The 13,304-nt window shown below is 40.2% G+C and carries 12 protein-coding genes; all 12 read left to right on the forward strand.

Annotated elements, in window-relative coordinates:
* The first annotated feature begins 25 nt into the window (after positions 1-25).
* The 12 genes from cysE to QQK06_RS15455 all read left to right on the forward strand — a co-directional run bounded on the left by cysE (position 26) and on the right by QQK06_RS15455 (position 13,302).
* Positions 26-835, forward strand: a complete 810-nt coding sequence (gene cysE, locus QQK06_RS15400; protein WP_284245655.1) for a serine O-acetyltransferase — start codon at positions 26-28, stop codon at positions 833-835.
* Positions 836-1,040: 205 nt separating this feature from the next.
* A complete protein-coding gene (iscR, locus tag QQK06_RS15405; RefSeq protein ID WP_284245656.1) occupies positions 1,041-1,544 on the forward strand; it encodes a Fe-S cluster assembly transcriptional regulator IscR in 504 nt (167 codons plus the stop codon).
* Positions 1,545-1,580: 36 nt separating this feature from the next.
* Positions 1,581-2,795: an IscS subfamily cysteine desulfurase gene (locus tag QQK06_RS15410; protein ID WP_284245657.1), complete on the forward strand. Its 1,215-nt coding sequence runs from the start codon at positions 1,581-1,583 to the stop codon at positions 2,793-2,795.
* A gap of 28 nt (positions 2,796-2,823) precedes the next feature.
* Positions 2,824-3,207 (forward strand): Fe-S cluster assembly scaffold IscU, encoded by a 384-nt coding sequence (gene iscU / locus QQK06_RS15415; protein WP_284245658.1) that lies wholly within the window; start codon positions 2,824-2,826, stop codon positions 3,205-3,207.
* Between the two features lie 11 nt (positions 3,208-3,218).
* Positions 3,219-3,542: an iron-sulfur cluster assembly protein IscA gene (gene iscA / locus QQK06_RS15420; protein ID WP_284245659.1), complete on the forward strand. Its 324-nt coding sequence runs from the start codon at positions 3,219-3,221 to the stop codon at positions 3,540-3,542.
* Positions 3,543-3,632: 90 nt separating this feature from the next.
* Positions 3,633-4,160 carry a co-chaperone HscB gene (gene hscB, locus QQK06_RS15425; protein WP_284245660.1) on the forward strand — a complete coding sequence of 176 codons (528 nt, stop codon included), beginning with the start codon at positions 3,633-3,635 and terminating at the stop codon, positions 4,158-4,160.
* 31 nt (positions 4,161-4,191) lie between these two features.
* Positions 4,192-6,054 (forward strand): Fe-S protein assembly chaperone HscA, encoded by a 1,863-nt coding sequence (gene hscA, locus QQK06_RS15430; RefSeq protein ID WP_284245661.1) that lies wholly within the window; start codon positions 4,192-4,194, stop codon positions 6,052-6,054.
* Positions 6,055-6,093: 39 nt separating this feature from the next.
* Complete coding sequence (gene fdx, locus QQK06_RS15435) at positions 6,094-6,432, forward strand: ISC system 2Fe-2S type ferredoxin (RefSeq protein WP_284245662.1); 339 nt, start codon at positions 6,094-6,096, stop codon at positions 6,430-6,432.
* Positions 6,433-6,759: 327 nt separating this feature from the next.
* Complete coding sequence (locus QQK06_RS15440) at positions 6,760-9,450, forward strand: Ig-like domain-containing protein (RefSeq protein ID WP_284245663.1); 2,691 nt, start codon at positions 6,760-6,762, stop codon at positions 9,448-9,450.
* 352 nt (positions 9,451-9,802) lie between these two features.
* Positions 9,803-10,117 (forward strand): hypothetical protein, encoded by a 315-nt coding sequence (locus tag QQK06_RS15445; protein WP_284245664.1) that lies wholly within the window; start codon positions 9,803-9,805, stop codon positions 10,115-10,117.
* Positions 10,114-12,243 carry a TonB-dependent receptor plug domain-containing protein gene (locus QQK06_RS15450; RefSeq protein ID WP_284245665.1) on the forward strand — a complete coding sequence of 710 codons (2,130 nt, stop codon included), beginning with the start codon at positions 10,114-10,116 and terminating at the stop codon, positions 12,241-12,243. The genes QQK06_RS15445 and QQK06_RS15450 overlap by 4 nt, the downstream gene beginning before the upstream one ends.
* An 18-nt stretch (positions 12,244-12,261) precedes the next feature.
* Positions 12,262-13,302, forward strand: a complete 1,041-nt coding sequence (locus QQK06_RS15455; protein WP_284245666.1) for an ABC transporter substrate-binding protein — start codon at positions 12,262-12,264, stop codon at positions 13,300-13,302.
* Positions 13,303-13,304 lie beyond the last annotated feature (2 nt).

A 13,304-nucleotide genomic window follows, 5' to 3' on the forward strand; every position in this document is an offset into this window, starting at 1 on the left:
ATGAAAGTTTAAGGAAATTGTTATTATGTTTAGCCGTATCAAAGAAGATATCAAAAGTGTCTTTGATAGAGATCCTGCAGCGCGCACTACCTTTGAAGTACTCACCAATTATCCGGGCATGCATGCGATTTGGATCCATAGGTTAAGTCATAAGCTTTGGCTGGCAGATTGGAAGTTACTTGCCCGAATGCTCTCAACATTTTCCCGCTGGTTAACCGGGGTAGAAATTCATCCTGGTGCAACGTTAGGACGACGCTTTTTTATCGATCATGGTATGGGGGTTGTCATTGGAGAAACTGCAGAAATAGGTGATGATGTCACTATTTATCATGGTGTCACCTTAGGTGGTGTTAGTTGGAATGGTGGTAAGCGTCATCCTACCTTAGAAGACAATGTCGTTATTGGTGCCGGGGCGCAAGTGTTGGGCCCTATTATTATCGGCAAAGGTGGTAAAGTCGGCTCTAACTCTGTTGTAGTGAAAGATCTACCGGCCAATGCAACTGCTGTTGGCATACCTGGGCGTATTGTTAATGCCAAACCTACTGATGCTGCTGAAGAGAAACGCCAGGCGGCAGCGAAAAAATTTGGTTTTGACGCCTATGCGGTTTCTGCCGATAACCCAGACCCAGTTGCCAAAGCGATTGGTCGTTTATTAGATCATATGCATTTGATGGATGATAAAGTGGCGAGTTTATGCAAAGAAGTGAATCAACTCGGCGGCGAAGTGTGTCAAGAAGCTTTACCTGAATTAAGAGTGGGTGAATTTGTTGAAGATGAAAAAGCTGCCGCTCAGCGCCGTCAAGAGCATGTTGAATCTTTTGATCCTGAAATTTAATGAACTAAATCAATAAAAAATTAGCTGATATAAGTTAACATTCTATTTTATTCAAAATAATCACTAATACTTGACTAAATTACTCAAGTATTAGTTGAGTTCTTAGGTCATACTAGATAGAATACTTGAGTATTATAGTCAGGTATTTATTTGACTATTTTGTAAGGTTATGTAAAATTGCGCGGCGATTTAACTGGGGTAAAGAATGAAACTGACATCAAAAGGGCGTTATGCCGTAACTGCTATGCTTGATGTTGCCATTCATGCGGCAACAGGGCCAGTGTCTTTGGCTGATATTTCAGAACGCCAAGGTATTTCTTTATCCTATCTAGAGCAGTTATTTTCCCGTTTACGCAAACATGGTTTAGTTACTAGTATCCGAGGCCCCGGTGGCGGATATCGCCTTGGCAGATGTTCCGCTCAAATTGCGGTTGCTGATGTGATTGGTGCGGTAGATGAAAGTGTTAATGCAACAAAGTGTGGTGGAACAGGTAATTGCCAGTCAGGTAATCAATGCTTAACCCATTCGCTCTGGGCGGATCTAAGCCAGCGTATTGAAGAGTTCTTGCAAGGCATTACTTTGTCAGAACTTGTTGAACAAAGAAATGTAAAACTGGTTTCTCAAAGACAAGATGAACAGCAACGTCAAGAATCTAAACATTCGTTAGAAACCTTAATTGCAACCACAAATATTGTCCACGACTGTTAGCGCAGTACAGTGAATTAGTTGGAGAAAGTTAACCAAATGAAGCTTCCTATTTATTTCGATTATTCAGCAACAACACCAGTAGATAAGCGTGTTGCTGAAAAAATGATGCAATATATGACCACCGATGGCTTTTATGGCAACCCTGCCTCTCGCTCTCATAAGTTTGGTTGGCAGGCTGAAGAAGCGGTGGATATTGCTCGTAATCAAGTGGCTGAGCTAATTAATGCTGATCCGCGTGAGATTGTTTTCACGTCTGGAGCAACTGAGTCTGATAATTTAGCAATTAAAGGCGTTGCAAACTTCTATAGCAAAAAAGGTAAGCACATTATTACCTGTAAAACCGAGCATAAAGCGGTATTAGATACTTGCCGTGAATTAGAACGCCAAGGTTTTGAAGTGACTTATTTAGATCCGGAAGATAATGGCTTAATCGATTTAAATAAGCTTGAAGCAGCCATGCGTGACGATACAGTGTTAGTGAGTATCATGCATGTTAATAACGAAATCGGCGTGATTCAAGACATTGCTGAAATCGGTGAAATGTGCCGTGCCCGTAAGATTGTATTCCATGTCGATGCTGCGCAAAGTGCTGGTAAAATCAACTTAGATACTCAAGCGTTAAAAGTGGATTTGATTTCAATTTCGGCGCATAAAATGTATGGCCCTAAAGGTATTGGCGCACTTTATGTTCGCCGTAAGCCTCGTATTCGTTTAGAAGCGCAAATGCACGGTGGTGGTCATGAGCGCGGTATGCGTAGTGGCACCTTGCCGACACATCAAATAGTTGGTTTTGGTGAGGCTTGTCGCATCGCCAAAGAAGAAATGGCACAAGATTTAGCTCATGTGACCCAAATGCGTGATCGTTTATGGCAAGGACTTCAATCAATGGAACAAGTGTTTGTTAACGGTGATTTTGACAAACGTTATCCTGGTAACCTTAATGTAAGCTTCAACTTTGTTGAAGGTGAATCATTGATTATGGCGTTAAAAGACTTAGCGGTGTCATCTGGTTCGGCATGTACATCAGCCAGTTTAGAGCCTTCGTATGTATTACGCGCATTAGGATTAAATGACGAAATGGCGCATAGCTCAATTCGCTTTAGTTTTGGTCGTTTTACAACCGAAGAAGAAGTTGATTACGCCATTGATATTATTCAAAAAGCGATTGGTCACTTACGCGAAATGTCACCGCTTTGGGAAATGTTCAAAGACGGTGTTGATTTAGAATCAGTTGAATGGGTAGCGCACTAATCTCAGTGCGATACTAGGAGAGAAAATTATGGCTTATAGCGAAAAAGTAATCGACCATTATGAAAACCCACGTAATGTTGGCTCTATGGATAAAAATGATCCACAAGTTGCGACAGGAATGGTAGGCGCGCCAGCATGTGGTGATGTAATGAAGTTGCAACTTAAAATATCGGATGATGGTATTATTGAGGATGCAAAATTTAAAACCTATGGTTGCGGTTCTGCAATTGCTTCGAGTTCACTCGTCACTGAGTGGGTAAAAGGTAAATCAATTGATGAAGCGGGTGAAATTAAAAACACCGCGATTGCTGAAGAATTGGCATTACCTCCAGTGAAGATTCACTGCTCAATTTTAGCGGAAGATGCAATTAAAGCCGCTATTGAAGATTATCGTACTAAACAGGGCGAGTAGGTGAGTCTGTAATGAGTGTAACTATGACACCCGCGGCCTCTGAACGTGTTAAATCTTTTATGAGTAATCGCGGTAAAGGCATAGGCTTAAGGTTAGGCATTAAAACCACAGGTTGTTCTGGTCTGGCCTATGTACTTGAATTTGTAGATGAACTTAATGAAGATGATCAGGTATTTGCGATTGATGATGTTAATATCATTATTGATGGTAAAAGTTTGGTTTATCTTGATGGCATTGAACTGGATTTTGTTAAAGAAGGCCTGAATGAAGGTTTTAAATTTACTAACCCAAATGCCAAAGGCGAATGTGGGTGTGGTGAAAGCTTTAACGTATAGTCCAGCGCCTAGTTGTACTCTACTTAGTTTTTGCAAGTAGATATTCAACATCGAGCAAGTAGTAACAGTAATAAGGTAGTAGGTTAACTTGTGAACAATTTTGAGATTTTTGGTTTAGAAGAAAAATTTGCTATTGATGTAGATGCCTTAACCGAGCGTTATCAATCCATTCAAAAAAATGTTCATCCAGATCGTTTTGCGCATGGCTCAGATCAGGAAAAACTGCTGGCAGCGAAAAAATCCACTCAGGTTAATGACGCTTATCAAACGTTGAAAAAGCCTTTGAAGCGTGCTCAGTATATGTTGGAATTGCGTGGTGTCGATATGCCAAGCGAGCAGGCTTCCTTCAGTGATAATGCGTTCTTAATGCGGCAAATGGAGCTGCGTGAAATGCTTGAAGAAGTTAAATTTGCTGACGATATTGATGCTGCTGTTTTTGAAGTTTCACAGGTGCTGGAAACTGAGTTTGAACAGTTGTATAAGGAGATGCAAATAGCGTTACTTGAAAACTCTGATGCATCCAACCAAAGTGCGAGTGAAATCTTGCGAAAACTAAAGTTTTACCAAAAACTTCACCTAGAATTAGATCGATTAGAAGATCTTTTATTCGACGAATAATCTTTTCACCTTTTGACAGAACGAGCCCCAAATGGCGTTATTACAAATAGCAGAACCTGGTCAAAGTACCGTTCCTCATGAGCATCGTTTAGCAGCAGGTATCGACTTAGGTACCACCAACTCATTAATAGCCACAGTTAAAAGCGGTTTAGCAGAAACCTTAGCGGATGAAAATGGCCAGGATATTTTGCCTTCGATTGTTAGTTATCAAGCAGACAACGTTCTCGTTGGACACCCAGCCAAAGAGCTGGCGGTTTCCGACCCGCAAAATACCATTGTTTCTGCGAAACGCTTAATTGGCCGCTCCTTAAGCGATATTCAATCTAAATATCATTCATTGCCTTATCAGTTTTGTGGTGATGAAAACCACCCAAGCTTTGTTACTCGTAGCGGTGATATTAATCCGGTGCAAGTGTCAGCAGAAGTGTTAAAAACACTTAATCAACGAGCGCAACAGGCCTTAGGTGGTGAACTGACAGGCGTAGTGATCACTGTACCGGCGTATTTTGATGATGCGCAGCGTCAAAGCACTAAAGATGCGGCAAAGCTTGCCGGTCTCAATGTGTTGCGCTTGTTAAATGAACCAACAGCGGCGGCCGTCGCTTATGGCTTAGACTCTGGCCAAGAAGGTGTGATTGCGGTTTATGATTTAGGCGGTGGTACTTTTGATATTTCCATTTTGCGTCTGAATAAAGGGGTATTTGAAGTATTAGCCACAGGTGGTGATTCTGCGTTAGGTGGTGATGATTTTGATGTTGTCTTAGTGGATCATCTAGTTGCGCAGGCTAATTTGCAGCGCCCATTAACGCCGTCGATGGAACGTCAGTTAACAGAGCAAGCCTGCCGGGCTAAAGAAGCGCTGACTAATAATGATAGCCATGAAATCAATTTGTACCTAGCAGATAACAGCACCTGGCAATGCACAATCACTCGTGATGATTTTGAGGGATTAATAAAATCATTGGTAACGAAAACGGTTCGTGCATGTCGTAGAGCGCTTAAAGATGCTGACGTTGAAGTGTGTGAAGTCAAAGAAGTGGTCATGGTGGGCGGCTCTACCCGAGTGCCGTTAGTGCGCACGGAAGTAGAAGCTTATTTTAAACAGCAACCATTAACCTCGATAGATCCTGATAAAGTCGTTGCGATAGGTGCGGCGATACAGGCGGATATTCTTGCCGGCAATAAACCGGACAGTGATATGTTATTACTGGATGTTATTCCGTTATCGCTTGGTTTAGAGACTATGGGCGGCTTAGTCGAAAAAGTGATCACCCGTAATACCACCATTCCTGTTGCCAAAGCACAAGAGTTTACTACTTTTAAAGACGGACAAACCGCGATGGCAATTCATGTCTTACAAGGCGAGCGTGAACTTGTTGATGATTGTCGATCGTTAGCTCGATTTGAACTTCGTGGCATTCCTGCCATGACAGCAGGTGCTGCGCACATTCGAGTGACCTTTAAAGTAGATGCTGATGGTTTATTAGAAGTTTCTGCAATGGAGAAATCCACCGGTGTTGAAGCGAGCATTGAAGTAAAACCTTCATTTGGTTTAGCAGAAAGTGAAATAGCAGAAATGTTAAAAGCGTCGATGTCCAATGCTAAAGAAGATATGCAAGCGCGGATGTTAAAAGAGCAACAGGTGGAAGCGACTAGGGTGATTGAAGGTGTACAATCGGCATTGGCGGCTGATAGCCAATTATTGCCGGCAGAGGAAATTGCAACCATCGAACAGGCTATTACTGAGTTAGCGCAAGCAAGCCAAGGAGATAGCCCGGAAAAAATTGAAACGGCGATAGAGAAGCTTAACCAGCAAACGGCTAAATTTGCTGAACTAAGAATGGATGCGTCGATTCGCACTGCCTTGTCTGGTCATACGGTTGATGAACTGTAGTGCCGGTAATTAAAGAAATAAGTAAGATTAGAGAATAAGATGCCAAAAATTATCGTATTACCTCATGAAGAGTTATGCCCTGATGGGGCTGTGCTTGACGCCGAAACCGGTGAAAGTGTATTAAATGTTGCCTTAAAAAATGATATTGATATCGAACATGCCTGTGAGAAGGTCTGCGCCTGTACTACCTGTCATGTCATTATTCGCGAAGGTTTTGATTCTTTAGAAGAAAGTGATGAATTAGAAGATGATATGCTGGATAAAGCTTGGGGCTTAGAGCCTGAATCACGCTTAAGCTGTCAGGCAATCGTCGCCGACGAAGATCTGGTGATCGAAATACCTAAATATACGGTGAATATGGTCTCTGAAAATCACTAATTTTCAACATATTCAATTTTAAAAAAGGGTAATAGCAGGTATGTTATTATCCTTTTTAATTAAATATATTTAGTGTTAATTATTCTATGGATTCATTTAGAAATTATAAAGAGTAGAAATATAACTCACTGCCTCATACCGTAATTAGTAAAACACAGTAATTCATACAGCCTAATTCGCTCACCTCAAGTATTAAACACTCAATAGACAATGTTGTTAACAAAATGTAATATTTGTTTCTTTCATATTATTTACTGATTACTAATAAATATTTTAAGCATTTAACGGATATTTGTTTGGTTTTAGGGAAGTCACAAAGGAAGTTTAATGAGTCTATTTAAAGCTCTTATTAATAAATTACAATTGTTTTTTATTGGTAGTATTTTAATTTTTGGTTTTAATGCGTTAGCGATTGAAAAGCCAGCCTCTATCGTTGAGGTAGATACGTTTGGTTCTGAAGGCTATAAGTTACTCGAAAAAATTGATAAAAACCTCGTTGCAGTAACCACGCCAAATTCTCGACTAGGTGAGTTTGGAAAATATGTCGATGTTTTTCGAATCGAACAGGATAAGTTAATTAAAACCGATTCAGTTGACTTTGAAACTATCAATGATGACTTTTCAAATCCTGCTGTCCGGGATATGGCTAAAATTAATGAAAAATTAATATTTTATGTTGAACTTGGTTATCGTGCATGCTTGGTTATTGCTTCTATTGATAATGATAAATTTGTTTTTGATGATTTTTTTAACATAAATCTAAGTCTTAGAGATGCTAAGCTTCATTTAGGTAATAATGATAATTTTTATCTGTCCGCTGTTGTTGATGGTGAGTTGAGAATAGAGCATTTTCAATTTGCGGATGGACAAGTTGTAAGTAAATCTTCTACATTAATTGCTCACACTACTGATAAACAAACTTCTTATGGAGATTTCTATAAATTAGATTTCACAGAAGATTATTTACTCGCCGTGATTTTTGATCCTGATGGACAAGCTAGTTTTATAAAAACAGCGTTAACAGAGAGTGGTGCTTTAGGTGAGATTGAACCAATGGTGTTTGCTGGAGCTAAAGATCAATATTGGAATATAAAACTTGATGGCACTAAAGCTTACTTGTTTCCTTTATATAGAGGAATTCAGGTTGTAAATATCTCAGCGAATAAATTGGAACTACTTTTTGAAGATTTGGAGACTAATTACACGCCTACGGGGTATACCCAAATTTTGAATGAGACACTTATAGGCACGGATCATTATCAGTTAACGTTTTTTGATATAAAGAATCCAGAGTCCCCTTATTTACTAAATAATTATGATTATAGTTTCTGGCAGAGCGAAGACTTTGTTATTGACGGAGATAGGCTTTATATAGCACGCAAAGAATCAGGGCTTCAGGTTGTAGATATTGCTGATTATTCAAATCCTAAGGTTTTATATAGCTATACACAGTCGAGCATAGTAACGGATTTTGCTGTTAGAAATGGCAAATTGGCAACTGGTTCTGCTTATGCTCCAGTTAGTCTTTGGGACATATCAAATCCTAAAGAAACAACCCTGAGTTACCAATTTACAAAGCAAAATTTTATTAATATGTCTGCAAGTGATTTAAATTCTTTTAAAGGGTTAGAATTTATTGATGATGAACGTTTATTGCTAGTTAGTGATAATGCTCAGGGTTTTAACGTAAAAATACCCGGTAACGATAATGATCTTGTGAATGATTGGTTTAGTATTTTTAATCAATATGCAAGCTCATCAATAGGAGAAGTTATTTCTCTATCTAATGGTTATGTTTTATTAGCTAATGACGATTTATATTTTTTTGATCAATATAATGCATATGCTCATGTGAAAGTAATCGAATCTCACATTTGGGATGTGGTGAATACACCTGTAGCACACAATAATAAACTTTTTGTTCAGGTGTTTGGTCATATTGAAGTGTATGATACTTCAAATTTAACAGATGTTTATAAGATTACTACGATCGAATTAGATAGCTATAGTTATCGAGGCAATTTAGCGGTAAAAAGTAACTATTTATTTACTCTTGAATTAGGGCAGATAGCTGTGTTTGATATCTCAGATTTAAACGATGTCAAAAGAGTATCGACAATAGACATTAATTCTTTGCGATATGGCGTCTCTGGGAAGGCAATATATGTTGAGGGAAATTATTTAGTTGCATTTGGCAAAGGGGCATTGTTATTTGATATCAGTGAACCAAGTGAGCCTATTTTGATTGATGAAAATATGGGCTTATCAACGAATGGCACTGGTATTGGTATGCAAGGTCAGTTTTTTAATGTCCTCGCATATACAGGTGGAACAGTTCAACGTACAGCGCTTAACTATGCCCCTGTTGTGAACACTGATAAATTCGAAGTGACTGAAGATGAAGTATTGCCTGTAATTCAGCTATTTTCTGATCCAGAAGGTGATGATGTCACTATCACTATAATTGATGGTGCATCAAATGGTGTTGTTACTGTAACACCGGAATTGAGATATCAGCCAAATGAAAACTATAACGGTGAAGATAGTTTTATTATTAAATTGGAAGATATTTACGGTAATAATATTGAAAAGGAAATTATAGTTTCGGTATTGTCTGTAGATGATATACCAGTAGCTGAATCGCTTACGGCAACAGTAAACCATAATAGTGCATATACAAGGTCACTAGCTACAACAGATGTCGACGGTGATAACTTGCAGTATAGCTTGTTAAATGATGCGACTAATGGTGCGGTTAGTTTATCCGCTAATGGTAGTTTTACATACACACCAAATAACGGTTATTCAGGTTCAGATTCATTTACTTATGAAGTGAGCGATGGAAAAAATAGTTCTCAAGGTACAATAACGCTTTCCGTTCAAGCTGCTCCAGTAGTTGATACTAAAGAAAACTCGAGTAATGGCGGCGGTAGTGGTGGAGGAAGCATGGGATATATTTTGTTGATGCTTTGTATTGGATTATTACGTTTTCAAAGGCAACGCGAACTTTTATTCTAAAGTGAACATACCATCAATATGGTGTCTGAAAATCACTAATTATTTCAACAGACTAAGTTTAATGAAAGGGTAATAACAGATATGTTATTACCCTTTTTTATTTGTATAAGTTTTGGCTGAAAACACTATTATATGATGTTCTCAGAATAAAATTTGTTGAACATTTACTTTAGAGTGTAATGATTGGCAATATAAAGGAAACACAAGAGTTAGGTAACTTTTTGATCTTTATCAAACTAAATCATTGGTATAACAACTCGTAGCATTTAAATTTTCTACTAGACTAAGAGTATCGACTATCAGGGATTGGTTAGCATTTTGCTGACTGTTCTAAAACACAGGGATGCTTGTTATGTCTATTATTCCCAGATTTAGCTATCAATATCCAGGTCAAGAGCTAGCGCTTTCTCCGCTATGCTTATCTTCTCCTAAAATTATTTTTAACAACCTAAGCGATGACAAGATGTCGGTTCAATTCGAATTGGCAAATTTGAGTACTGAACAGGGTCTAACGCCAAGCCTGCATTATTTGAATGGTGCGGTTTTTTTTAATACTGACTGTGGGCAGCATCCAGCAGCTAGCTCTTTTCCTTGGTGTGGCAGCCGAATAAATATCAAGACTAAGTACTCGGTAGTAAATAACAAAAAACTTCAGGTGGTTATATGAAAAATAGGGCAACAATAGCTGGGTTAAGTTTTTTTGCCCTGACACTCAGTGCCGGGGCTGAAGTCGTGCAGGAATCTCTAGAGCAGGACTTTCTAGAGGTTTATGGTGATACTGATATGATCAGTATAGCTACAGGTAATTTGCAATCTATTGCCAAAGCACCTGCCGTCGCTTCTGTGATTTATGCTAAAGATATCGAGGCGATGGGGGCGACGGATCTCGATCAGGTATTGGAAAGCATTCCGGGTCTTCATGTTAACCGCCATGCTCTTGGGTATAATTCCATTTATGTATTTCGAGGCATAGAGTCGAGCTTTAACCCTCAGGTGTTAGTGCTGATTAATGGCATTCCCATCAGCAATTTATATCATGGGGATCGCAGCCTGATTTGGGGCGGTATGCCAGTGAAAGCGATCAACCGAGTTGAAGTGATCCGCGGACCTGGGTCGGCGTTATATGGCGCAGATGCGTTTGCCGGAGTTATCAATATAGTAACGCTGTCGGCACAGGATATTGAGCAAAACCAGCTGGGAGCTGGTGTTGGCAGTTATAGCACCAAAGATGCTTGGGGCAGGTTCAGCCATAGCTGGCAGCAATGGCACTTGGGATTGGTGGTGGAATACCATAATACCCAGGGACAGGATGAAGTTATTGAATCGGATCTACAGTCGATACTTGATTTTCTTAGCGGAACCCAGGCATCACATGCTCCTGGCTCTGTCAGTTTAGCTCGCAAGAACTTGGATATTCGTTTTGATTTGAGCAAGGGAAACTGGCAATTCAGGGCCGGATTACAGCAAAGGAAAAATTGGGGCAATGGTGCAGGGGTCGCTGAAGCGTTAGATCCACAGAACCGTTGGTCTAGTGATCGCTATAATATGGATCTGACCTATCACAACTCGCAGCTAACACCGTTTTGGGATTTGCAAGCGCAGCTTAGTTATTTTGACACCAGTATTGAAAGTGAAAACTATATGCGGGTATTTCCTCAAGGTAGTGATCTGACCTTAATCGGTTTTGGCGGTGTTTTTCCTGATGGTTTAATCGGTACTCCTGAGTCTTTTGAACGTCATTACAGAGCTATGTTCACAGCGAATTATTCTGGTTTTGAAGTGCACCAAATCCGTCTCGGCGTGGGCTATGTCTTGAGCGATTTGTATAAGGTACAGGAGCATAAAAACTTTGGCATAGACCCTGACACCGGATTATTTTTACCGCCAGGCGCTGAGGTGATAGATGTGAGTGACACGCCTTATGTCTACATGACAGAGGGCGACAGAAAGAACAGTTATATTTTTATTCAAGATGTTTGGAGTTTCACTAATGACTGGGAGTTGACCGGCGGTATCAGATACGATCACTATTCAAATTTTGGTCATACCGTAAATCCCAGGTTAGCCTTGGTCTGGTCCAGTACACGGCAATTAACAACAAAATTTCTCTATGGCAAGGCATTTAGGGCCCCTTCTTTTGCTGAAACAAATGCCATTAATAATCCTATTTTGCTGGGAAATCCTGAACTGGATCCGGAAAAATTAACCAGTTTCGAGCTTGCGTTTGACTACAGGTTCAGTGAACAACTGAGCTTTAACCTTAACCTGTTTCATTATGATTGGCGCGATATCATTAAGTTTACCGCCGATGTTGATAGTAATACCAAATCCGCCAAAAATGTTGGCAGTCAAGATGGACGGGGATTGGAATTTGAAAGCCACTGGCAGCTTAATTCGGATTTTCAGTTGGAGTTTAATTATGCCTGGCAAGATTCTTATGAAAAAGATGATGGAAGAGCTGATGCCAGCCAGGTGCCACAGCAACAATACTATTTGGCTGGTCATTGGCAGTTATTGCCTGGAGTCATGGTTAATACTCAGTTGCATTGGGTCATGGACAGGCTGCGGGAGCCTAGCGACAGTCGCCCGGAAATTGATGACTATACGCTGCTCAACCTGACGTTAAGCTATGTTAGTGAAAATGGTGATTGGGGAGCAGACCTGCGCATTGCCAACGTGGCGGATACCGACGCACGCGAGCCCAGTGAATGGGCGAGTCCGGCAGCAGCCTTGCCTAATGATTTACCTCTGGCGGGTAGAAATGTTTATGTGCAGTTTCATCGTCAATTTTAATGAGGTTGGAATGCATTTATGCCGATACTCACTGTTTTTTCTTTGCAAACACCTGATAAGAGCAAATTTGTTGGCCAACTCAGGCAAAACTGCCTTGATTGGCTAAAGTTAGGTATTTATCTGGGGATGCTTCGACGTTTTGTGGTGGCATGCTTACTGTGTCAGGTACTGCCAGTTTTTGCTGAACCTGATTATCTTCAGCAAAAGAAAGTGGTGATAATTTACCCTAAAGTTTCCGCGCCATATAACCAAATATTTGAGCAAATTATAGAAGGCATAAAACAAGAATTTCCTGGAGAGGTTTTGTTGTATTTATTAGATAAAACAAGTTCAAAGCAGAAACTTGGTGATTGGATACGAGAGCAAAATGTCGATGCTTTTTTACCGTTAGGGAGCATGGCTAAAGCTATGCTCAATGGCACAGGCAAACATTTTCCTCTGGTGCAGGGCGCCATTAGTCGGTTGGCAAACGGTAGCGATCATTCGGGCATCGTCATGTTGCCAGATCCAGATAAGATGTTGCGCCATTTTGTTGAATTAATAGGTACAAGTAAAGATATCCACCTGGTTTACAATCCTGTAAATCAAGAATATTGGGTTTCCCATGCAATCGAGGCAGCGGCAACCTTAGGTATTAAATTGAAATTGTACCAGGCTGCTGATTTGGCACATTCAGCGCTGGCTTATCGTCAGCTGCTGTCGAAGCTGAATCCTAAACATGATGCCTTGTGGCTGGCATCTGATCACAAGATCATGGATGCGGCGATCTTTAATCATGTTTTGGAGTTTTCCTGGCAGCATGAATTAACCGTATTTTCCAATAAACTGCCCGATGTTAAGCGAGGAGCTCTTTTTTCCATGTTCCCGGACAATGTGTTGATGGGAAGAAACTTAGCGCTAATGCTGATGCAACGTATAAAAGATCCTAGACAAAAAGCGAAGATAGAATACCTTTCTGCCGTGAAAGTTGCGATTAATATACGCACAGCCAAGCATCTCGGCCTACACTTGTCAGAAGCGGAGTTAAGTCATTATGGGTTGGTCTACCCTTTACCATAAGT

Origin of the sequence: Thalassotalea insulae, assembly GCF_030161395.1 — a bacterium.
GTDB lineage: Bacteria > Pseudomonadota > Gammaproteobacteria > Enterobacterales > Alteromonadaceae > Thalassotalea_E > Thalassotalea_E insulae.